The sequence below is a fragment of the Calyptranema fuscum S582 genome, assembly GCF_055793305.1.
In genome coordinates this window covers 64,158-88,270 of the sequence record NZ_JBSLYH010000026.1, presented here as the reverse complement: position 1 = coordinate 88,270, position 24,113 = coordinate 64,158, and the positions used below count along the sequence as shown (strand labels likewise).

At 49.5% G+C, this 24,113-nt stretch carries 15 protein-coding genes and 1 pseudogene; 8 read left to right on the top strand and 8 right to left on the bottom strand.

All coding sequences use genetic code 11. From position 1 onward, the window contains the following. Positions 1–211 precede the first annotated feature (211 nt). Together ACR6Z4_RS17970 and ACR6Z4_RS17965 are read left to right on the top strand one after the other, a co-directional pair. Positions 212–4,441, top strand: a complete 4,230-nt coding sequence (locus tag ACR6Z4_RS17970) for a DEAD/DEAH box helicase (protein WP_479718675.1) — start codon at positions 212–214, stop codon at positions 4,439–4,441. A gap of 16 nt (positions 4,442–4,457) precedes the next feature. Further along, the gene (locus ACR6Z4_RS17965) at positions 4,458–5,084 is read left to right on the top strand and encodes a hypothetical protein (RefSeq protein WP_479718674.1); all 627 of its coding nucleotides are present in this window, start codon (positions 4,458–4,460) and stop codon (positions 5,082–5,084) included. A 167-nt stretch (positions 5,085–5,251) separates the two neighbouring features. Here the strand turns inward: ACR6Z4_RS17965 and ACR6Z4_RS17960 are convergent, their stop codons facing one another. The 5 genes from ACR6Z4_RS17960 to ACR6Z4_RS17940 all read right to left on the bottom strand — a co-directional run bounded on the left by ACR6Z4_RS17960 (position 5,252) and on the right by ACR6Z4_RS17940 (position 14,546). Then, complete coding sequence (locus tag ACR6Z4_RS17960) at positions 5,252–7,573, bottom strand: caspase, EACC1-associated type (protein ID WP_479718673.1); 2,322 nt, start codon at positions 7,571–7,573, stop codon at positions 5,252–5,254. A gap of 398 nt (positions 7,574–7,971) precedes the next feature. Beyond that, the gene (locus ACR6Z4_RS17955; protein ID WP_479718672.1) at positions 7,972–9,102 is read right to left on the bottom strand and encodes a septal ring lytic transglycosylase RlpA family protein; all 1,131 of its coding nucleotides are present in this window, start codon (positions 9,100–9,102) and stop codon (positions 7,972–7,974) included. A gap of 806 nt (positions 9,103–9,908) precedes the next feature. Then, positions 9,909–11,042, bottom strand: a complete 1,134-nt coding sequence (locus ACR6Z4_RS17950) for an aldo/keto reductase (protein WP_479718671.1) — start codon at positions 11,040–11,042, stop codon at positions 9,909–9,911. 477 nt (positions 11,043–11,519) lie between these two features. Beyond that, on the bottom strand, positions 11,520–12,092 hold the full coding sequence (gene cysC / locus ACR6Z4_RS17945; RefSeq protein WP_479718670.1) for an adenylyl-sulfate kinase: 573 nt from the start codon (positions 12,090–12,092) through the stop codon (positions 11,520–11,522). Between the two features lie 219 nt (positions 12,093–12,311). Continuing rightward, entirely contained in the window at positions 12,312–14,546 is a 2,235-nt protein-coding gene (locus ACR6Z4_RS17940; protein WP_479718669.1) for an AAA family ATPase, read from the bottom strand. Between the two features lie 270 nt (positions 14,547–14,816). Here ACR6Z4_RS17940 and ACR6Z4_RS17935 point away from each other — a divergent pair, with 270 nt between their 5' ends. Continuing rightward, on the top strand, positions 14,817–15,530 hold the full coding sequence (locus ACR6Z4_RS17935; protein WP_479718668.1) for a hypothetical protein: 714 nt from the start codon (positions 14,817–14,819) through the stop codon (positions 15,528–15,530). Between the two features lie 315 nt (positions 15,531–15,845). Here ACR6Z4_RS17935 and ACR6Z4_RS17930 read toward each other — a convergent pair whose 3' ends face one another. Together ACR6Z4_RS17930 and ACR6Z4_RS17925 are read right to left on the bottom strand one after the other, a co-directional pair. Further along, positions 15,846–16,139, bottom strand: a complete 294-nt coding sequence (locus tag ACR6Z4_RS17930; RefSeq protein ID WP_479718667.1) for a (2Fe-2S) ferredoxin domain-containing protein — start codon at positions 16,137–16,139, stop codon at positions 15,846–15,848. Between the two features lie 28 nt (positions 16,140–16,167). Then, positions 16,168–17,865, bottom strand: a complete 1,698-nt coding sequence (locus ACR6Z4_RS17925; RefSeq protein ID WP_479718666.1) for a DUF1565 domain-containing protein — start codon at positions 17,863–17,865, stop codon at positions 16,168–16,170. A gap of 1,543 nt (positions 17,866–19,408) precedes the next feature. Between ACR6Z4_RS17925 and ACR6Z4_RS17920 the strand changes: the two genes are divergently transcribed. From ACR6Z4_RS17920 to ACR6Z4_RS17905, 4 genes and pseudogenes are all read left to right on the top strand, one after another. Continuing rightward, positions 19,409–20,578, top strand: coding sequence for an RpoD/SigA family RNA polymerase sigma factor (locus ACR6Z4_RS17920; RefSeq protein WP_479718696.1), 1,170 nt, complete (start codon positions 19,409–19,411; stop codon positions 20,576–20,578). Positions 20,579–20,618: 40 nt separating this feature from the next. Then, positions 20,619–21,116, top strand: a pseudogene (locus ACR6Z4_RS17915) (N-acetyltransferase family protein); the annotation flags it as partial. Continuing rightward, positions 21,111–21,617 carry an N-acetyltransferase family protein gene (locus ACR6Z4_RS17910; protein ID WP_479718695.1) on the top strand — a complete coding sequence of 169 codons (507 nt, stop codon included), beginning with the start codon at positions 21,111–21,113 and terminating at the stop codon, positions 21,615–21,617. The pseudogene ACR6Z4_RS17915 and the gene ACR6Z4_RS17910, both read left to right, overlap by 6 nt. A 48-nt stretch (positions 21,618–21,665) precedes the next feature. Further along, positions 21,666–22,052 carry an ArsR/SmtB family transcription factor gene (locus ACR6Z4_RS17905; protein WP_479718694.1) on the top strand — a complete coding sequence of 129 codons (387 nt, stop codon included), beginning with the start codon at positions 21,666–21,668 and terminating at the stop codon, positions 22,050–22,052. 207 nt (positions 22,053–22,259) lie between these two features. Here the strand turns inward: ACR6Z4_RS17905 and petM are convergent, their stop codons facing one another. Beyond that, complete coding sequence (gene petM / locus ACR6Z4_RS17900; protein WP_479718665.1) at positions 22,260–22,364, bottom strand: cytochrome b6-f complex subunit PetM; 105 nt, start codon at positions 22,362–22,364, stop codon at positions 22,260–22,262. 130 nt (positions 22,365–22,494) lie between these two features. Between petM and pdxA the strand changes: the two genes are divergently transcribed. Beyond that, complete coding sequence (gene pdxA / locus ACR6Z4_RS17895) at positions 22,495–23,643, top strand: 4-hydroxythreonine-4-phosphate dehydrogenase PdxA (protein ID WP_479718693.1); 1,149 nt, start codon at positions 22,495–22,497, stop codon at positions 23,641–23,643. Positions 23,644–24,113 lie beyond the last annotated feature (470 nt).

Below are 24,113 nucleotides of genomic sequence, written 5' to 3'. Positions count from 1 at the left end.
ATGGTGCGTTATATCCTTTCTCCTAAGGATTGCAACGCGTTGCTCATGACAACGCTCTATTGCCAAATCTAATCAGGTTGATATCCACCTGCGATCGCCGGAGTGAGAGTCAACATGACACAAACCCTGGAAGGTCTGTTGGAACGTGCCGCAACGCCGTACTTCTCAACAGCAATCTTCGAGGCAATCGCCCTACCCTAACAGTCTAGCCATGCCTGTCGATCTCAAAATTCTCACATCTCCCCGCAGCGCTGCGCTCCGCAAGCAGTTGATAGAGCTGTATGACGACCTGTCGCCGAGCGAGCAAGAGATTGTGCAACTGTTTGCGGTAGCGTATACACCCGTCAATCGCACTACCGCCCTCAGTTGTTTAAACCAGATTAAAGCCACGGATGCAAAAGGCAATCTATTGACGGCACAAACCTTAAAGCCCCAGATCGATCGCTTACTGGAGTTGGGGCTGTTAACCCAAGATCAGGGACAAGGACCCCAGTGTCATTTTCTCTTGGTAGAAATTGCGACTCGACATGCCGTCCAGGTCAACCGCTTTGAAGCAATAGTCGCAGCCATTGAAAAGCAACTTCCTATTCCCCGCCGTTGGAAAGATGGACCGCGATCGTTTGCGCATGTCGGTCAGCTGATTCGCGAAGTCCGGATTGGCATTTACCGGAATGACACGAAATTCGTTCATCAACAGATGAGTGATTACCACAAATACAGACAGGTAGACGAGATCTTTGTCATTGAGATCTATCAACAGGTTTGCAATAACCCATTTGATGCCGATTGGATCCGTACCCTGCCTCCAGATCTTCAGGAAACGATCTTACTTAACCTGTTGCATACATCCATGCTGGACGCCATACCGGCTGACGAGGCACTGGCAATGATCCGGGAAACCTATGCAGCATCCCAGGCAGATGCCAACGCCAAAGGGTCGATCGCGCTGTACGTTACCTTGTTTGAGCAAGAACTGTTACGCGGCAATCTACAAACCGCGCATCACGTCTTAGAACATCTGGGCCAGTTATATCCCACCAACTTCGACTCGTTGTGGGGCTGGTTGTGTTTCTTGCACGGTGAAGACGAAAAAGCGATCGCCCATTACCAAACTGCGTTGCAGTTCCTGAAAAAAAATACAGGCAAACGCAAGGTCTATTTCCAGGGCATGACTGGACTCTTTTTCATCCTGGCATTATTGAAACAGGGTTCGCCTGCTCATTTGGCAGACGCCACAGAATATAGCACTCTGGCGTATCAAGGTCAGTATTGGCTGAGCGAGAGTTATGGCGTCCTCAACACCTTCATTAAGCTTCAGCAAGGCGATCTGTCGCGTCGTGATCTGGCGATCGCCGCTCACCCCTACGCCGGACACAACAGTTTAGAAAAATTGATCCGGTCACTCTGCCTCTATTGGGTTGATGCCAAAAAAGCTGCCACCGTGCTACCCAAAGTGTTAGAACCGTTTTACGAACAAGCCGGAACTGCTGGCTATCATTGGCTGGCACTGGAAGCAGCGGAGCTATTGTCGCACTGCAAACCGCGCAGTGCCTATGGCAAACTTGCCGCAGGTTTACGCCAGAGCACTCACAGTCGTTCTCTTGCCGATTTACTTCACCCCAAAGAAACCTGGGAACTGTGTTTGAATGCTTTAATTGGCTTGCAACAAGCACCCCAGGTCGATACCCCCAGCAAACCCGAAACCAAGCAACGGCTTGCCTGGACGATTACCTTCATGGCTGATACTTGCTTGCTACAACCGCGTGAGCAAATTATTAACGCGAAGGGAGAATGGAGCAAAGGTCGCCCGATTGCCCTGAAACGCTTGAAAAGCGATACGACCGACTTTAGTTATCTCACCCCACAAGATCTGAAGGTGTGCGCCCAGATCAAATCCTATTCCTATGGCTGGAATAAAACTGAATATACCTTTGGAGAAAAGGCGATCGCCTTATTAGCAGGTCATCCTCTTGTCTTTTGGGAAAGTACGCCGACCGTTCGCGTAGAAATTGTCAAAGGCGAACCCGAACTGCTGGTCAAAAAAGCCAAAGGTGGGCAACTGACGCTACAGTTTTCGCCTGAACTCAAGCCCGATAAAAATGTTCTGGTAGTTAAGGAAAGCCCTACCCGGTTGAAGGTGATCGAAGTTACCCCAGAGCATCGCCGCATTGCGGCTGTTTTGGGTCAAAAAAATCGGTTAGAGGTACCCGAAAAAGCCAAAGAGCAAGTTCTGGCAGCCATCAATGCCGTGTCCAGGGTTGTCACGGTTCATTCGGACATTGGGGGCGATGTGGCGAGCGCCGAAGATGTCCCTGCCGACAGCAAACCCCACGTTCACCTGCTGCCTGCCGGAGACGGCTTAAAGGTAGCCATCTTGGTGCGTCCGTTTACGCAGGGCGGTCCCTACTATCGTCCCGGAAGCGGCGGCGCAACTGTGATTGCCGAAATCGAGGGCAAACGCTTTCAAACCAACCGCAACCTGTTAGACGAAAAACGTCAAGCCAATGCCGCGATCGCTGCCTGTTCGATTCTGGTGCAAAACGATGCTGTCAACCATGAATGGCTGATTGAAGACCCGGAAGACTGCCTGGAACTGTTGCTGCAACTACAAGAACTGGGCGACAGCATTGTGATCGAATGGCCCGAAGGCGAAAAACTGCGGGTCAATCACCAGGCAACCCTAAAAAATTTCTCGCTCACAATCAAACGGCAAAACGATTGGTTTGCCACCAGTGGCGAGTTGAAAGTTAACAACCAACTCGTGCTGGATATGCAGCAGTTGATGGAGTTGATGGCGAAAACCCCCAGTCGCTTCATTCCTCTCGGCGATGGTCAATTTTTGGCACTCACCCAGGAGTTTCGTAAACGGTTGGATGAGTTACGCGCCTTTTCAGAAAAGTCGGGCAAAGGCATGCGCCTGCATCCGCTTGCGGCTCTAGCGGTTGAAGATTGGATGGACGAAGTCGGTTCGCTGAAAGCCGATAAGTATTGGAAAGGACACATCGAAAAACTGCGAGAAGTCCAAAATCTCGATCCTGTTTTACCCTCAACCTTGCAAGCCGACCTGCGCGACTATCAAATCGACGGGTTTCGCTGGTTGGCGCGGTTAGCCCATTGGGGGGTAGGTGCGTGTCTAGCAGATGACATGGGCTTAGGAAAAACCTTACAAGCCCTGGCAGTCATTCTTACCCGTGCCGCCGCAGGTCCCACGTTGATTGTGGCACCGACTTCGGTAGGGATGAACTGGATGAGTGAAGCCCAACGGTTTGCCCCCACCCTCAACCCAATCCAGTTTGGCAGTAGCGAGCGGCAAAAGTTGTTAGACAATCTGCAACCGTTTGATATGTTGGTCTGCACTTACGGTCTCTTACAGCAGGAAGAAGTGGCTGAGATGCTGGCAAAGGTGCAATGGCAAACGATTGTGTTGGATGAAGCCCAGTCGATCAAAAACTTTGCTACCAAGCGATCGCAAGCTGCCATGAATTTGCAAGGTGGCTTCAAACTTCTCACCACGGGCACGCCCATCGAAAATCATTTGGGCGAACTGTGGAACCTGTTCCGATTCATCAATCCCGGTTTACTCGGTTCGTTGGAACATTTTAACCAACGTTTTGCCAACCCCATCGAACGCAATGGCGACAAGCAAGCCCGCAACCAACTCAAAAAACTGATTCAACCGTTCATTTTGCGACGCACCAAGAACCAGGTATTGCAAGAGCTACCGTCTCGTACAGAGATTTTGTTGCATGTTGATCTGAGTAAAGAAGAACTGGCATTTTATGAAGCCCTACGACGCGAGGCGATCGCCAAACTTTCTGAAAGTGATGCTGCCGCAGGTGCAAAACATCTGCAAGTGTTAGCAGAAATCATGAAACTGCGGCGGGCATGTTGCAATACCCGTCTGGTAAAACCCGACATTCCTCTGCCCAGTTCCAAACTTCAGTTATTTAGTGAAGTCCTGGCAGAACTGTTAGAAAACCGCCACAAAGCTCTCGTCTTTAGCCAGTTTGTCGATCACCTGCACATCCTGCGAGAGCATCTCGATTCACAAAATATTCGCTACCAATATCTCGATGGCAGCACCCCTGCCCCAGAACGAAAAAAACGGGTGAATGCATTTCAGGCAGGGGAAGGCGATGTCTTTTTGATCAGCCTTAAAGCTGGAGGCACAGGGCTAAATCTTACCGCTGCCGATTATGTCATTCACATGGACCCGTGGTGGAACCCTGCGGTCGAAGACCAGGCAAGCGATCGCGCCCATCGCATCGGTCAACAACGCCCTGTCACCATCTATCGGCTGGTGGCAAAAAATACGATCGAAGACAAGATTGTAGAATTGCACCAACACAAACGCGACCTGGCAGACAGTTTGCTAGAAGGCACAGACATGAGTGGCAAGATTTCTACCGACGAGCTAATACGATTGATCCAGGAAGGCTAAGCCAGGGGTTTGAGTCATGGCATACACTGACTTCACACTAGAGCAACTCAATCAAACCTTTGGCATTTCCATTCAGAGCAATCAAGATCTGTTTTCTCACCAAAAACAAACGGTTGAGCTAAACCCAACCTTCACACATTATCTCGACTACAGTACGACTCTAGCCCTCTCAATTAGCACCGAAAAAGCCCGATCTGAAATGATCATTGCGCCGATTTTAATTGAGTTAAAACGGATGATGGGCGATCGCATTAGCCTATTTTCTGGAACCCAATTTGATGTCGATGCCAGCCAAGGACTCAACGGATTTTGTGATTACATCATCAGCCTGTCTGAGCAGCAATTTTATATTCAAGCCCCCGTTGCCATTATCTTTGAAGCCAAGAATGAAAATATTAAAGGTGGCTTAGCTCAATGTATTGCAGCAATGATGGCTGCTCATCTGTTTAATCATAAAAAAGCAAATCCTATTGACATCATTTATGGCGCAGTCACCACAGGAAATCAATGGAAATTTCTTAAATTACACCAAAATATGGCATTCATTGATGTCAAAGATTACTACATCGATCGGCTAGAAGACATCATCAGCATCTTGCTAATCATGGTCGATAATCAACGGCAATTCATCGTTAGCCATTAAACCCGATCGCCCCTCTCACCCCCCAAGACTTCGGAGGTTTTTGAAAACCTCCGAAGTCTAAAACCTCTAGATTTGAGATGAGACAAAGATCCCCGGCATCTCGGAGATGCCGGGGATCTGAGAGGGTCTGCAATAAAACGTGTAGATCGAACCGGAGTGCCTATCTGCTACAGTTTACAAGTCTCGATGCGAGAGAAAAGACTAAATAACACCCACCACCCAACCCAAAAAGGGATAGTGAGAAACATCAACGCCGGGAAATTTCCTTGGGGACAGGAAAGAGAAGGATTGAGATCTGTATTAGACACCCATTTGCCATCTTTTAGCCAGCCTACGCGATCTCCAAACTTCTCCCAAATTTTGCTACCGGGATATTTGCCGTCCAGTTTAGCACCACATTCGCCATAGATCTGCTTTTGTACGCTAAAACCAAAGCGACCGTTGCTATGGGTTGCCCAGAGGCAATCGACCGTTTGCAAATCTTTGCATGGGAAATTTAGCAATTCTTTCTCACGAATCCAGTCGCCCTTTTCCCGTCCCACGGCTTCTAGCATTCGCAAGTAGGTTTCCTGATCGGCATCTTTCCATTTGCCTGCTTTCAGCAAATCGCGCAGTTTATCCTTTTTTCCAATATAGAGATTATCCTCCACTTCGACGGATGATGAAGATATTCTGAGGCTCTGTATGAGGGAGAAGAGAACAACCAACCACTGAACACCACCACCAACCACCCCCACAAAAAAACCTTCGTGACCTCCAGCAGGGAAAAATCCTTGAGGGTAAAAAATCGAAGAATTGAGGTCGGGGTCGTAACACCAATTGCCATCCTTCTTTCGCCAACCTACGCGATCGCAAAACTTTCCCCAGATTTCGTTACCGGGATATTTTCCGTCCAGTTTAGCACCACACTCGACATAGATCTGCTTTTGTACACTAAAGCCAAAGCGACCGTTGCTATGAGTCACCCAGAGGCGATCGATCGTCTGCAAATCTTTGCAGGGGAAGTTTAATAGGTCTTCGCGTTCAACCTTCCACCAAGCTTCTTTACCCATGATTTTGAGCATCTGGGTTGCAGTTTCTTGATCAGCTTCTTTCCAGTTACCTGCTTTCAGCAAATCGTGCAGTTTGCGATAATCGATCCCTTTTGCCGATACTAATGGGATGTCAGCGATCAGCGGTAGAGACGCGGCATTCGGTTTAGATTCTTGGGAATCGGGCGATAGGCTTTCTGCCGAATCCTGCGCCCGTACAGGCGATCGCGTTTGATCCGAATCCTGCCCTGATCCTAGATCATCTACCAATTCCGGGAACGGTAGGGGCGCGGCATTCGGTTTAGAGTCTTGGGTGGTAGATAAAGGACTTTCTGCCGAATGCTGCGCCCGTACAGATGCAGGATCAGTTGCCGAAGATTGCGCCCGTACAGCGTTTAGCCGTTCCATGATTGGCGCAATATCTTCGTCCCGCAATTTCAAGATCCGTTGAAAATAGTACAGATCATCCAGGCTGCTATCGCTGAGTTGGGGGTCATATTCCAAGGTTTCGTTAACGGTTTGCTCAAATTCGGCTAACTTTGCCCAAAACGCCTGATAGGGCTGCAAAATCTCCTGGGTAATCTGCTCTGCCTCTGGAGCCGACAACCCTAACTCGTGTCCACGAAACTTAAAGGCTCGCTGATCAATCGGCGAAAATTTGCCCCGTTTCAACTTGGCGCGGGCATCCAATTCTTTACGAAACACCAACTTCGGATCGCCCTGGGGCGCACGGGCAAGCAAAATTTTGTAGCCTTCCCGTACCGCATAAATTTCGGGCTTCATACTGGGGGAGGCTTCCTGCACTTTTTCTTTGGCGTATTCGTGCAACTCATCAACGCTGATGTGCCCGTCTTCGTTGCGATCTGCCGCACCTGTTTCCAACCCCTGCACCAAATAGCGAGTGTAGATGCCGCTACCTTCAGCTTCATAAGATACCTGGGTGGCGGTAGACGAGGTCAAGACAGCTCTGCCTTCGCTGCCCAGCTGGGCTTTAACATCGATCGCTTCGTCTACCGATTTTGCCGTCATATCATTGGCAAACGCGCCACTAAAGCAACAATCTAAAATCAACACTTGCCGTTTCGAGCGACTCTGGCTCATGTAGCGGTGCAGGGTGCTGGCAGAGACGGCGGTGCTGGTGCGAATACCTCCTTGCGAATTCTTGGTAGTAATGCAAGTGGCAAAGTAAAGGGTGCTATCGTCCTCCTTGACGCCATGCCCGGAGAAATACAGCAAAATTAAGTCGTCGCGACTACGGTTGTCGCTAAACAACGTTTCGATCGCCATTTGCATTTGCGTCGGGTCAGGATTAGGCAATAGGTTAACGGCATCAAACCCGCCAATCTGCGGATGGGTTAACACCCGTTGCATCGCCTGGATGTCGGTTTGCGTTCCCGGCAGTCGCGGCAATCCGTCACCATAGTCACTCACACCAATCAGCAGCGCAACTTTCGCCATTCACCGTCGCTAATCTCGCTTTTTACCACTCTAACCGTCAGACGCGAAATTTTCTGGACAGGCGCGAAACATCAACGTTCCAGATCCGCTTTTTTCAGCAGATCTTTTCTGTAGGTTGGGTTGAACAACGTGAAACCCAACAATAGTAAGCTTTTGTTGGGTTACGCTGACGCTAACCCAACCTACGCCAGAATAATAGTTTTAGGTGTTTTGTCAGTCAATCAACAGCAACACCCCAGATCCACCTTTAAATAAGAATTGAGAGCCGCGCCAAGCACAGCTCTCAATAAAATGTCCTAACCAATTGTGATCAGAGCTAAATTAGCTCTCTGCACGATGAATCAGCAAATTCTTACAAAAAAATTCACCGATTTATCGTGTGCCAACTTGCCACAATGCTAGTTGGAAGCCGTTTGGGTTGCGCCCAAAATTTCTAAACTGACGGGTGCAACACCAGCACTAACCAGCCCGATGGTTCGAGCTGCCCCAGCCGAAAGGTCGATTAACCGACCTCTAACATGGGGACCCCGGTCATTAATCCGGACGACAACCGATTGACCTGTATTCAAATTAGTCACCCGTACTTGGGTGCCAAACGGGAGGGTGCGATGGGCAGCCGTCAGCGCATTTTGGTTGAACACTTCACCACTGGCACTACGTCGTCCATCAAACCCAGGACCATACCAGGATGCTACCCCGGTGAACTGGAGTTGTACGGGCCCTAGAGAGAGTTGAGTTGGCTCAGGCTGCGGTCTACCCTGAATATCGTTAAGCGGTGATGCACCCCCTAACAAGCGCCGCAGACGATTGGTTGCTTGTAAGGCATCTTCTGCCTCGTCGCCCGTTGAGTCGGGCAAAATAGTTTGCGGATCAAATTCGACTAGTTCTTCGTCGTTAACTGCAATTTGGTATCGTCCGCGTTCTGCATTCCATCGTGCGATGACAGCGTCTGCATCGACACGGTTTTGATAAAGCTGGTTGATTCTAGCGGCGATCGCCGATGCACGCCAGACAGGGTTCGAAGCATCTTCATCAGGTGTCACATTAGCTGCTTCGGGAGAAGACCCTGGAGGAGGAGTTTGAGCTGAGGTGTTCTGAAGGCTACCGACTTTCACTTCAGAAGGTTCTGGAGAGGCACTGGCAGTTTCGGTTGTGGTTAGAGATTCAGCGGTCGTTTCAGTGGAACCGAGAAACGTCAGTACGGGAATGTCATTGACATAGAGAGTGGCAGCCTGTCTGCCATTCATTGGGTGAGGCAGGATAACCGCGATCGCGGCGGCATCCGGGGTAATTTCCTCGTCTTGAGATTGATATTCACCAACCTTTGAAACCTCATCGAGCTGAAGCTCTAACGGGTCAGGGGTGGGCAATGCAGACGCGATTTGATCTTGCTTTTCCTGAGCAGGAACAGCAGGGATTGAGTTTTCGTCTTCTACACCAGGTTGGCTAGCATAACCTGCGGTTGCCGCACCTAATGTCGAAGTCACTAAAGCAGCGATTGTTAAACTGCTCCAAAATCGTTGATTCATATAACCTAACGTGAAGGACAGTGGGAGACGACGTTAGACCTCTTGCAAAGCGAACGGTGCTTTGTAGAAGGTCAACTCGACTGAGCGAACCCCGCAAGAGCTTCAAAGAATTTTGCGCAGTGTTACGCAAAATTTACATTTCCGCCCGTTTTTCTAACTCGTACTCGTTACGTATTCACTTTTGGTTTTGGACTGCAACAGATTAGCACGATTTTTTCGTCCGGGGGATCAGGAATACAGAGATTAGGTGTATAACTTCATACAACCTTCACAATCGGTTTTTAGGCAAAAATCTTTCCTGGCAAAGATTTAACCTGTTTTTGCGCCTCAAAACAACTTCATGGAAACTTCATGGAAATCATAGATTTCCTTAAGATTTGATCTACCTGGATTCATGTACTTTTGTTGCGAATTCCTAAAAACCCTTAACAAAATGAATCTGTATTCTGCGTAGTTTGTCTACTCCCAAAAGATGGTTTCAGGGTCAGCCCTGAGGGTGATATTTCAAAAAAGTGCTAAGGATCGTGGATTAAATAAGATCGAATATTGAATCGTTTGGAGGGGCGAACGGCCGTTCGCCCGTACAACAAATCATCGGAGTTATTTAATTCCCATTCCTAAGGAGATTTCTGCTTAAGAAAATATCTGAATTCCCGCGTTTCGACGTCGCTCAACGCTCGGAGTTGGTGGCTGAGCGAAGCCGAAGCCCAGATCAAAGGGTAGATTTATTCTTAGAAATCACCTAAAGACCAGGATTTTATATCGCACTTCGTGTGTGGATAGATTCCCACAACGAGTTACCCTGCCTAACTGTCCCAGAGTCGGCGTCGGGGTGGCGCACTCAGGCGGGTATGGGCATCGCGCAATAAAGTTGGAATATCCAACTGCTCTGGACAGCGGGGCAGACAGTCACCACAATCGGTACAGCGATCGCCTCGACGACCGGGAAACCAATGACCGGCATTTTCGAACATGGCATAGCGATATTTGCCATAGGCGGTCATGTCATGGGCGATCGCTAAATTGCGCAATCGTAACACTTCGGGGATGTTAATGGTTTCCGGGCAGGGCAGACAGGCATAGCATTGGCGACAGCGATCGCTGCCTAACGCAGTTGCCTGATCGTGATCTAATCGTTGGATGGCGTCTAATTCTGAAGCGGTCAGTGGCTCATCGCCATCGGCAAGGGTCAGTAACGGGTCGAGTTCACTGGGTTGAGCGGGGCCCATACTCAGCGTCGTGATGCGGCGATCGCTCAATAGAAACCGATAGTTTAATGCCAACGGCGAAACAGGATAACACTGATCTACCAGCGTTTGTGATGGAGTGTAGAGCAATCCGGCTTTGTCGGCAGGGGAAATGATGAAAATTCCCATGTCTTTTTGGGCTGCCAGTTCCAGTGCTGCCGCATGGCGTTGAAAAAATAGATTGTAGTGGAGGTTCACGAAGGCAAACTGATCGGTGGCGATCGCTCGCAAAATAACCTCTAACGGAGCATGGGTCGAAAACCCAACCTGACGCACCCGCCCATCGGCAACCGCTTGCCACACTGCTTTCATACAACCCCTGGGTGATTCGATCCAGTCCAGATGCTCCCAGGTATTCAGCCCATGAATCGCCAAGCAATCGAGATAATCAATTCCCAATGTGGTCAGGGACGCCTCAATCCCTCGTTCCATACTTTCTGGATCCGCAGTCGGCGTTAGCTTGCTGGTGATATAGAGCTGCTCACGGGGCAACGCTAACCCACCTTGTAATGCCATACCCAGATAGTGTTCGCTACTGCCGTACCCTCTAGCTGTTTCCAGATGGTTGATGCCTAACGCGATCGCTCGTTCGATGGTTTGGTAAGCCACCTCTGGGGATGCTAAGCACCGCATGGTTCCCAGTGAAAAGACGGAAAGCGGGAGATGCGTCTTGCCAAACCGACGATATCTCATGGAGGGGTTCAGGGTTAGGAATTAGGGATTAACGAATCAATAATGCAATGATGGTTCCTGTTCATAAGACAAAAACCATTACCGAGTCAGTACGCCAAACTAAAAGTTTTGGAGGGGGTTGGGGGTGTTACCCCCAACCCCCATGTTGCAAAATTTAGGATCGTGGATTATAGCGCTGTGCAGGTTGATTCAGTACGGTGTTGTGGGGCGCGGAGCGCCCCACAACACCGTTTCTGTACTTAACGAACTTGCATACTGCTATAAATAAAATCGACTATGGAATCGTTTGGAGGGGCGAACGACCGTTTGCCCGTACAACCCATCACCGAAGTTATTTAATTCCCACTCTTTAGGATCGTGAATTTAATAAAACCCGATTTTTTTTTGAGAGAGCGACGGCAGAGCCGTCGCTCTCTCAAAAAGAATTACAGGTTAATTAATCTGTGATCCTTAGTGTTTGCATGATTAGATAGAGCCTTAGATAAAAAATTCAACGTGGGGTTTGGGCGGAATGAACTGGCGTCGTTCTAATTCTGCCAGCACTTTTTCAATACTTTGTTCCGGGGTCTCCTCATGGGTATGACAAACCAGATCGGGGTTCTGAGGCGCTTCATAGGGATCATCAATTCCCGTAAAGGCAATAATTTCACCCGCTCTTGCCATGGCATATAAGCCTTTCGGATCTCTGCTTTCGCACACGTCTAAAGGAGCATTGACATACACTTCCACAAAATCATCTGACATTTTGCGAATCTCGTCGCGGGCAGATTGATAAGGACTCACAGCTGCCACGATCGCAATCACATCATTTCGGCACAGTAAGTTGGCGACAAAACCCAGCCGACGAATATTTGTTTCTCGATCGTCTCGACTGTACCCCAAGCCTCTCGACAGACTGTTGCGAATCACATCGCCATCCAATACTTCAACTAAACAGCTACGCTCGTGGACGGCTTTCTCGACTCCTTTCGCGATCGTGGTTTTTCCAGACCCGCAGAGTCCTGTGAGCCACACGATTGCACCTTTCCGTTGTATCGGTTTTGCTTCCATAAGTTTAAGTTGGGGATGGGAATATAGCGCTGCGCGCCGGGGTAGATTACGGGTTTTGAGTGAGAGCCGCACTCCGCATGGCTCTCACTCAAAAACTTATACTTCACGCAATTGAACATTGCTATAAGGAAGAAGAGACTTGAGAGATAAGAGAAGCAGGATACAAACTCTAGAGCCGCTGCACGAGTATCTGATACAGAACGACTTGACCCTTGTCCTTTATTGTCTCTCTTCTACTCCTTCTTCCGTAAGCGTACCTTGACTTTGCTGCCAGGATTGTATCTGGAGTTGAGCTGCCGCATAGGCTTCGGTGCGGGGTGGAATACTAGCGGCGATCGCGATCGCACTTTGGAGATCTTGAGAGGCTTGCCGCTGGGCAATCTCTAACATTTGCTGACTCCAGAGATTGATCATCCGGTCAGCTTCAGCCCGAGCAGGGCTGCTACGCGGAATTTGGCTTGCCGTCTGAATGGCACTGAGTAAGTTAGACGGCGTTGCCACGGTCGCCAGATCATAGGCAGATTGGAGGCGACTTTGCCCTTCTGTACGGGCACGCCAGGTACGAATTTCTGACTGCGCATCCTCATACAACGCCCGCCCCGATTGAATTTGTTCAGCCGTAGCGATCGCCGCCGGTAAGTTGCCTGCATTTGCCAACCGTCTCGCTTCATCCAGATACGGTTGATCTTGAATGTGCTGAATCCGACTCGTCCACTCTCGAATCTGTTGTTGGGCTTCGCTGTAGAGGGCACGCCCTTCGCGGATGCGGCTGGCTTGGTTGATCGCCGCTTGCAGTGCAGAGACGTTCCCTCCCTGAGCCAGAGCTTTGGCTTCATCGAGATAGGGCTGATCTTCAGACGTTTGCAGTTGCCGACTCCACTGATTGATCAAGTCTTGGGCTTCATCATAACGAGGGTTACCGGCAGACACCGACTGAGCTTCTGCGATCGCGGCTGATAAATTTTCGATGCCGCCATTGGCAGCAATCTGTTGCGCTAGCTCAATATGATTCACCCCCTGAATTTCGAGTTGCCAGCGACGAATCAACTCTTGGGCACGGTCATACAGTGGGCGATCGCTGCTGACCCGTTGTGCCTGAACGATAGCAGCTTCTAAATCAGCAACAGTACCATCCCATGCCTGGGCTTCTGCGATCGCCAGATTGATGAAGTCTTGCACATCCTTTTCCAGCTGAGCCTGTTCGGGAATCTGACGGGCAATGGCGATCGCTCGTTCCGAGTCGCCTGCCTCCAGCGTTGCTTCCGCCAGATCAAACATTTGCTTGCCAAACTCACCAATCAACCGTTGGGCAGCGGCATAGGCAGGACTTTTGGGACTGATTTCTCCAGCCATCTTGATGGCTTCTAATAAATTACTTAATCCGCCCCGACGCGCCAAACGGTTGGCATTTGCCAACTTATTGCCGTCTTCACGGGAAGCCGTAATCAGGTCGGTCAGCTCTTGATATTTTATGGTTGCCCAGTAGGTGTTGCCCACCGACAATAAGCGAGTTGAAATTGAAAAAGCAGATTGCAAATCCTCATCGAGCATGGCTTGCTCGGCGTCTTGATAGATTTTTTCAGCATCTGCCCAGATCGATCGCCAGCGTTTGATGCGGTCGGCAATTTGTTGATGCGCCGTGGTATCAGCCGGAATTTTTTGAGCAACCGCGATCGCGTCGTCTAAATCTCCTGCCTGAAATTTTTCTTCTGCGAGTTCTAAAATTGCCAACGCCCACTTCTCAATATTGCTGTTGATTTCGGGGCGCAGGGGATGATCGGCTGGCAAACTATCCACCAGAGCGATCGCCGTTAGCAAATCATTCACTGTTTGTTTATTGGCAGCCAGCTCGGCACAATAGAGCCGCAAAGACGCAGACGCAGTTGGCCAAAAGATTTTTGGGCAATTTGGCAGGGCTGGAAGTTTGAGCAACAACGCCAGCGCAAAAACCCCAGTGCCACTAAAAACAAGAACGGCTAAAATCGACCAAAACTGCCAACTGGACGGCAATCGGAACTTGGGTAATCGACGAGATTTAGGTGGTTTAGGTGGTTTGGGAGATTTAAGCGGAGTCGGTTGAACCGGAGCATCCACTTTCGTCCTGCGGACAGAGGGGTTTGCCGGAGGAATGTGTCGGGTTCGGGGCGGGGGTGGAGACGGAACCGTGCGAGCGGTCTTAGAAGCTTGAGCGGACTGAGTGGCTTGAGCGGCTTGAGGGTGATACGTAGCAGGAGCGGGCTGAGGTATCGGCTCGCCGATCGGCGGTAAAGAGGGAGAAACGGTTTGTGGAGCAGGATTACGAGCGATCGCCGGACGATAGGGTGCCACAGGCGGATTGCTCCCCATCTGACGTTGACGAGGCACTATTACTTTGGGATTGCCCGGACGTTTCTCGTAATGCCCAGATTGAGCGGATTTGGGCTGATGGTTTTTAGATTCTCCATCGTTCGTCATACTTCACTCTCCCACCGACGCTCCGAATAACTTGAAACCATTGCCAGGTCTACAAGAGAGCGGAATTCCCGGAAATGTCTAGTTGTCATCCTACTCTCGAATCTATCAAAACGCTATATTCATTTAGCAAGAGAGTAAAGAAGCAATTCTTAACTTCATCCCCTACCAGGGCTACAACGCAGGATGCACCGCAATTCCATCCCCTTCCTTTGCGGAAACAGCAAGCAGGGTCGAGAAGTTATACGCTTAGGATTGTCATTCAACAGAATCATGTCTATTCAACAGAAACGCCAATTTGCCGACGAATATTCTCGACCAACTCAAACTCGTCATCTTATACGGGCTGGTTTGTATACCTTGTGTTTAGGACTATTGGCAGCCGGTGCGATCGCCTGTGAACCGCAGTCTTCAGACACGGCGACGCCTGACCCCAACCAGGCAACAAGCAGCCCCACCCCTGGAGAGTCCATCCCCGGCGATCGCCCCACAACGGCAGAGTCACCAGCGGGAGCCAACCAGCAAGTCTACGAAAATCAACCGTTTGGCTTCCAGTTCAACTATCCCCAAGATTTCGTCGTCGTCGATCAAGCCGAGGCTTCAGATGGGTCTGACGGACGACCCCTGGCGGCTATCCAGATATGGAGTGAGGCAGATCATCAGGCTATTCAAGCAGGGGATTATGAAGGTGGCACAGAATATCCGCCCAATGCCAGCATTACGATCAACCCCAATCCCGAAGGCAAATCAGTCAGCGATTGGATTGCCGGGAATGAATGGTTTGTCCAGCCCGACAACTATGAACCGATGGATGTTGCAGGGCAACGGGCGATCGCCTTTCACTCGACGGGGTTGTATGAAATGGATCATGTGGCGTTCCCCAGTCCAGAGGGTGACCGTATCATTTTAATTACCGTAGGGCGTGAAGCCGGGGATATGTACGCTGCTGCCTATGATCAGGTAATCAACAGCTTCCAATTTAAGTAACGAGGGTTGCAAACCCTAAATTTTGCATTCAGTTCTGTAGGGTCACAGATTACCTTAGGATCGTGGATCAAATAAGATCGAATATTGGATCGTTTGTAGGGGCGAACGGCCGTTCGCCCCTACAACGAATCATCGGAGTTATTTAATTCCCATTCCTTAGGATCACAATATTGAATAAGACCCGGAAGTTTATTTTTGTCAGCGCGGCTCCGCCGCGCTGACAAAAATAAATCTTCGGTTTTATTAAATCCACGATCCTTAGCTGTCAGTTTATTTTGAGCGGGCGACGGCTCTGCCGTCGCCCACTCATGATCTTTAATGCTGAGGATGAAATTTGGGATAGAGCATGGCGCGAACTGGGATTCCTTGCTGTAAATGCTGTCGGATCAGAGTTGGAACTTCGTCAGGGTGAACAGTTCCATACCAAACCTGATCCGGCAACACCAGCACCATGGGTCCGTTGCCGCATTCGCCTAAACAACTGCTGCCAATCACAGTCACATCAGGCAGAGCATTGGCTTGAAATGCCGCTAAGACAGCATCAGAGTGTTGCTTTCGACAAGTTTTATTCTGACAAACGAGGACGGTTCGGGCAGACCTTGCTATCACACCGTACTTGCTCCTTGACCGATAGACGCTACGGACTCACGAGATAGGGCGATGAGATCGGTTCTGCGGCACCTGCATTGACCAACGCTTGATAGACCAACGCAGCTACTTCAGCGCGGGTAGCATTTTGAGCAGGATTGAGCTGTCTAACATTGGGGTAATTCACCACAATATTATTTTGGGTCGCAGCAGCAATGCCACTGACTGCCCAACTGGGAATTTGATTGGCATCTTGATACCGATTGAGAATCGACGGATTGTCAGCGGCTAACTTAAGCCCACTCGCCAACGACACCAGCACCTGAAGGCGCGGAATATTGTCATTCGGACGAAAACTGCCGCCCGGATAGCCGCTCATGAACCCGCCCTGGTATGCTGCCGCGATCGCCTGAAATCCCCAAAAATTATTGGCAACATCGGTGAAATAGATCGGCGATCGCTCGGCTGAAGGGGCAAATGCTTTTTCGATAATGGCAGCAAATTGAACACGGGTGACGGGATCATTCGGGCGATACGACCCATCGGGAAAGCCACCAATGACATCCATCTCTGCCAGAGCTTCAATATAGCCCTGCGCCCAGTTGCCCTGCACATCCGAAAATCGAGAAGGATTTTGATCCGCCGCAACAAACTCAATTAACCCAGAGGTGCGATCGGGGTTTAGCTCATTGCCCACGGCTACCAACGTATTGCTGCGAGTAGCATTGTAAAGGTCATAGCGATAGTTATCGCGAATCACATTGCCACCCGGATCGCCCGTGGTTCCCAAGTCGGGACGGGCATCGGCGATCGCCACCAAACCATCCCGTGTATTATTTTGAATCTGATTATTACGCAACACCGGACGCGCCGAATTAGACACAACGATGCCATCAACATTGGCAATCACCTGGTTATTCAGCAAAATGGGGGCAGACGTATCGCCGATCGCAATCCCAAAGCCCGTATCTTGCAAAATATTGCCCCGAATCGTTCCGCGTGCGGCGCGAGCAACAGAAATACCGTTGCCGTCATTATTGACAAACACATTATCGGCAATGGTCGGGTCAGCCGTACCTGTTACAAACACCCCATCGCGCAAGCTATTTGAAAAAGTATTATTTGCAATGCGAGGGTTTGTCGATTCCACCCAAATCCCCGTCCCACGAGTATTGGGGTTCGTCACCGTTACCCCACTAACCTCACTATTGTCGAGCGGACGAATCGTCACACTTTGACGAGCAAACGTCGGACTGATAAAGGTACCACCGCCAATGATGGCAACCGTTTGACCTTGATTAGAGCGATCGCCCCGCAATAGCACGCCCGATGGGATCACCAGCGGAAACTGCTCTCCCGATGCCTGAGTATAACTACCGGGTGCAAGCTGAATAACCGTATTCGCCGGAGCTTGCTGAAGGGCATAGGTAATCGTTCTCAAAGGTGCGGCATCAGAACTACCACGCCCCAGCACGTCTTGACCCAAAGCCGGATTTACATACAGCACCCTGGCACTGACTGGCGTTTGGGCAAGGTTTTGGGCAATTTCTTGGGCAGTATGCGACCGTTCGTGACTGGCAACAGAACGGTGAATGACCTGTGCCCATGCCGGATCGGTTGCTAAACCTGCTCCCATTGTCAGAGTTGTAGCCAACAGCCAGCGCCAGATAAAGGATGGTTTTGAACCCTGAACGGCTTGAGCGATCGCCGATAGATCTTGTCGATCTTGTAATTGTTGTTTACGCATGAATACCAGCCAACTGTATACCGAAGCTGCCATTGAGATACGGGTGATGAAGCAAAACGTATTCACTCGCCTAGCTGTCATACCCAACCCCTACCGGGTAGCCATCGAAAAATGAATTGTAGAGACGGAGCCACCCTAAAAATTCTACTTCCCTCCGTACAATTTTGACCGAAAAGGGTTTTCTCAGATACATATCTACTGAGCTGAATCGATACAACATTGTCGTATTTCGATACGATTTATCTAGCAAAAAGTAGAGTTACCCAACGTACTAAATAGAGGTCGGATCAATCATTTCACCGCTTATTCACCCTGCAATAGTTCAATTGCCAAATTAATAATGATCAGCTAGGGTTGTGGTGTGATTTGAAACACAATCTAGTGTAATTATTTCTTTAGAATTCTAGATATCGAGACATACGTCTGTTTTCCCTGTTTTACAAAAAAGATCGGTGCTCTGAATCAGATTGGTACAGGTCTATCTGACCGCCATCGTCTATTCGATGGTTCCACCTCAGGTCTACGGATTGGGCACGCTCGATTTTTTCGATGAGCAAAACTCCTGAGCTACAAAGTAGCTCCAATTGCAGGCTATTCCTTAGACAGAGGTTTAGAGATTTCGGAATGGTTTGATCGGCATTCAATCAGATCATTTTGAACTAAAACCTTTCAGCTGGATTTTTTACGCCTGTCGGTAGATTGATATGCACTTGATTCTGTAAGAAGCTTGATGAGACTTGAACCTTCCATCTTTGGGCAACGTCACTGAACTACGGCTGCTGACGGCATTCTGTCTTGACTTTCCGCAATAAGGGCGGAGTCTGAAACAGAGAGTTCATCCCGTTCACGCTTTTATAAGGGTCGCAATCTAAAGGTCACAGAGGGGTCAGGAAGGGGTCAGGAAACTGAACCGTTACGTTCAGCAATATCGTGTTGTTACACTGACCAAAAATAGTCTGGAGTTGACGAATTAGCCATCCTCACAATCATTCCGTATAGCTCTGAGTCGCATTCATGGGGATTGGATCGAAATAACGGATGAGGCAACGCATTTCTTGTAAAAACTGAGCGATCGAAGATTAATTTTTCTTAGGAAGTTCCCCTAGAAGTACGACAGTTGTGTTGAATTCACGGGGATATCAGGCAAACAGGAAAAGCCCTTTTTTAACCGTTTTGCAAAAAATACTCTATGATTTGTATCTCTATGGATTAATTAGTTGCCGATTTTGTCTTTATCAAGTAGACTTTTGGGCTAAAGACGATGTTTAAGCTAACTGAATATATCTCCTGTAACCAGATGTGCTTGAAAGAGTATCGGGAAGAAGCACGCTGAAATTTCAATTGATCAGGCGATATCAGAACTTTGGAGAGCTGGCACTCAAGTTTTTTCCATTTTGTAACTATTTCTTTGAAGTTGGTCATTTTAATTAATTGATGAACCCAAGCTCAAAATCAGGACAAACCACCTTTTATGGCACCGCTATTTGAAACATCTAACCCATCATTGATAGCTACTTCGTCTGATTTGGTTACTGACGCGGAGATGGAACCCAATCCGACGGACGACTTTCTCGACACTGATGTTCAAGCTCCTGAGCTAGAAGAGTTTGAGGACTTGGTTGGTGAAGAAGAGGTGTTTGGTAGCGATCAGAGCGATGAACTGATTGAGTCAGAAGTCGTCGGTGTGATTATGGGGCTGGCAACAGGTGAGGAAGACGATGAAGAGTCACCAACGGGCTACTCACCGGGTTATCGCAAGACGATTTCAGACGATGCTGTTGGGGCTTTCTTTAAAGAAATGGCACGGTATCCCCTGCTCAAACCCGACGAAGAAATCGAGCTGTCTCGTCGCGTTAAGTTTTTGGTTGAAATTGAACAATTGCGCGATCGCCTGAAAGAAGAGTTAGGACGCAGCCCTTCCAAAGCAGAAATCGCCGCATCGTTAGATCTGAACGAGCGACAATTAGAACATCGGCTGCACAAAAGCCGTACGGCTAAACGAAAGATGATCCGTTCCAATCTTCGGTTAGTCGTCTCGATCGCCAAACGCTATCTCAATCGGGGTGTGCCGTTCCTGGATTTAATTCAAGAAGGTGCATTAGGGCTAAACCGAGCGACTGAAAAGTTTGACCCCGATAAAGGCTACAAATTTTCTACCTATGCGTATTGGTGGATTCGTCAAGGCATTACCCGCACCATTGCCAATGATGCTCGCACCATTCGTCTACCCATCCACATTGTTGAAAAGCTGAATAAGCTGAAAAAAGCCCATCGGGAATTGCGCAAGGAATTAAATCGCAATCCCACCGAAGAAGAACTGGCTGGCATTTTAGACCTGACGCCCGATCAACTGCGCAACCTGCAACAGGTGCGGCGGCGTTCTCTGTCGCTCAACCACCGAGTCGGCAAAGGTGAAGATACTGAGTTGATGGAGTTGTTAGAAGATAACAGCACGCGATCGCCCGAAGCGCAAATGAGCGAAACTATGATGCGCCAGGAAATTTATGCCGTGTTGGGGGATGTGCTAACTGAGCGAGAAAAAGATATTATTTCTCTGCGGTATGGACTAACCACCGGAGAACCCCATACCCTAGAAGAAGTGGGTGGGTTATTTAACCTTTCTCGCGAACGAGTCCGTCAAATTCAGACGAAGGCAATGCGGAAATTGCGGCGTCCGCAGGTGGCGGCAAGACTCAAAGGTTGGTTACGATAAGTTTCCAAGTGACTTGGAAAAGGAATCATTTAGCCTGAGCATGACCCAAACTAGCCGTCGCGCCTCTGCTCAATTCAGCATTCGTGCTGCTACACCGGACGATATTCCAACGGTGTTTTCTTTAATCAAAGCCTTAGCCGACTACGAAAAGCTATCGCACTCTGTGAGCGGCACTGAGGCATTGCTGACCCAGCATTTATTCGGCGATCATCCCTTTGCCCAGGTTGTGTTAGCAGAATGTGACGGAGAAGCCGCCGGGTTTGCTCTATTTTTTCCCAACTATTCGACGCTGTCGATGCGTCCGGGGTTGTATTTAGAAGATTTATTTGTCTTGCCCGCCTATCGCGGCTGGGGCATTGGCAAAGCGTTGCTGATTTATCTGGCTGGGTTGGTTAATCAACAGCAGGGCGGTCAAGTGACCTGGTCGGTTTTAGATTGGAATGAACCTGCGATCGCCTTTTATCGCCGCATGGGTGCAGAAATCGCAGAAGACTTTCGCATCTGTCGGGTTGCCGGTAAAGCCCTGACCCAGATGGCAGATCCAACGGTTGCCACCGTTCGTGCTGCCACAATGGACGATCTGGCAACTCTCTATGACCTGGCAAAAGCTAATGCTGATGTTCACCATTACTTGCATCGGTTTACAGGTGAACCAGAGCAACTGGCAAGCGCGTTATTCGGCAAGCATCCCTGCGCCGAAGCCATTGTCGCTGAAGACGACGGCGATATTACAGGCTGTGCCGTCCTCTTCCACAACTATTCGACGTTTTTGACCAAACCGGGCTTATACATTGAGGATTTGTATGTAGTGCCGTCCTATCGCCGTAACGGCATTGGTAAAGCCTTACTCACCTACGCCGCTCACCTTGCCGTCGAAAGAGACTGTGGCAGATTGGAGTGGTTGCTGATGTTAGGCAACGAATCGGCGATCGCCTTTTATGAGCGCCTGGGAGCCGATATTTTACCGGACTGGCGGATGTGTATGGTCATGGGAGATGCGATCGCCCAACTGGCTCAGCAAACCGCTACGCTTGAATAAGATGTTAGAGCCATACCTATGCCCTTAGACCCTGTAGACCATCTGCCCATGGCTTCCTCATCTGCCAAACGCGATGTGATCAACTGTGAAACCCAGCACCCCGTTGATCTCAATAACGTGCGGCTGCTTCACAAAGAAATCCTCAATCTCGAAAAAGCCCAACGCATGGCAGAACTGTTTTCGCTGTTGGGCGATCCCAACCGCCTGCGGATTCTGTCGGCGTTAGCCCTACAAGAACTGTGTGTCTGCGACCTCGCCGCTCTGGTAAAAATGAGTGAATCGGCGGTGTCTCACCAACTGCGGACGATGCGAGCCATGCGTTTGGTGAGCTATCGCAAACAAGGCCGCAATGTTTTTTACTATCTCAACGATCAACATGTGCTGAATTTGTATCGAGAAGTTGCCGAGCACCTGGATGAACCCGACGATAGTTAAGCCGATCCCCGTGTTGCGAACCCTAAATGTTGCAACATGGGGGTGGGGCTGCGCCCCCACGCAGGGGTTCCACCCCTGCACCCCGCCGTAAAACTTTAATTACTTTTAATTTAGATATCCGGCTCTAAAGACGTCGTTGGGGATGGTGTATCGCTCGCGTTGCGAGCGATACACCATCCCCAACAATAAAATACCAACACAATTGGATTATTCTTCGCCGCCTTGGAGCTTCAGCAGTAAAAAACCCAGGCTTAAGCCGACCAGGATTAGGGTAAACGAGAGGATCGCTGCATTGAACATTTCGCCGCCCATTGTGCTGAATTCTCCTTACTACTCAAACGTTTAAGATCCACGAGGGTAAGCCCGCATAAAGTATTTTAAGGCAGTTTGGTGACATATCCCTATGGCAATCGCGATCGCAAACTCAGCAACCACCCAGCCCATGAATGCCCGTCCGATCGAAGAGGCGATCGCTCGTCCTCGTCTGGCGGTCGCCCTTGGTGATCCCTGCGGCATCGGCATGGAAGTCGTTCTCAAAGCTCTGGCAGATCCCACCCTGGCAGAGAACAGTGACATTACCCTGGTCGGGAATCGGGGATTACTCGAACAGACCTATCAGCACTTGCGTCAGCACGCCTCTCAAGCCAATCCACTGGCACTGGCTGATCCCGATAGTCTGTCGGTGTTGGATCTGGATCTGGATGCCCACACGGCGGCGCAATTAACGTTGGGACAGGGTACGGCTGCCAGTGGTGCCGTGAGTTATGAATGGCTAGACACTGCGATCGCACAAACTCTGTCAGGCACGTTTCAAGCTATCGTCACCGCACCCATTGCCAAATCTGCCTGGAAAGCTGCCGGACACCTCTATCCCGGACAAACCGAACTGTTAGCCGAACGGGCAGGCGTAGAGCGGTTTGGCATGTTATTTGTGGCACGATCGCCCCATACTCAGTGGACGTTGCGATCGCTGTTGGCAACCACCCACATTCCCTTGCGTCAGGTGCCCGATGCCCTCAACCCGGCATTGATGACCCTGAAGTTAGAACTGCTGGCAGACTGCTTGCAGCAAGATTTTGGCATTACCCATCCACGGATTGCGATCGCCGGACTCAATCCCCACAGCGGCGAACAAGGACAACTGGGACGAGAAGAACTGGATTGGCTGATCCCCTGGATAGAGCAGATGGGCGATCGCTTACCTCACGTTCATCTGGAGGGTCCCATTCCCCCCGATACGATGTGGGTGAGACCCGGACAAGCCTGGTATGGCACCCCAGCAAATACCCAGAAAGATCCACACGCACACGATGCCTATTTAGCCCTGTATCACGACCAGGGCTTGATCCCCGTCAAACTGATGGCATTTGATCGAGCCGTCAATACCACTATTGGCTTACCCTTCATTCGCACCTCGCCCGATCACGGTACAGCGTTTGATATTGCCGGACAGGCGATCGCCGATGCCACTAGCCTAAAAACCTCAATCCAACTGGCAGCCGAACTCGTCCATCAGCGCCATCGCTATCAACATCACCTCACGTCAGATCAACAAAATGTGAGTATTGCATCCGTACAAACACGGGCTTGAAAGCTCTGAACTCCATCGAATCCCAGAAAATTCAGAGAATAGTCCTGTTTTGCCTATTTGCTAAATTGGATACAGTTCGCAATGAAATCTCATGAAACTTACGGAGAACAACTGGCGATTTAATTAGCTCTGCTCGACGGGATGTAGCGCTCTGTACTTGAGATGACGGTGAAATAGCAGTAAACTCATCCAGCTAATGCGAAAAAAACTGACTAAATCACCAGGTCTAAAATCAGTCAAACCGTTGCTCAAATCTGCTTGAATGAGAGGTAGAGCTATCGAAAATGTCAGGATTTTGTGACTTTTGCAATCTTAATTAATGTCACAAGTCATGAGTTAGCGTGAAAATAGGAAAGATTCAGTATAGAGAACTACAAACGCGCACGCCACAGGATTAAAAGTTAATATATCTTTATACTTAGTTGCAAATTGCAGCATTCAGGCCTTTACATTTTTAGCGAATCGTAATC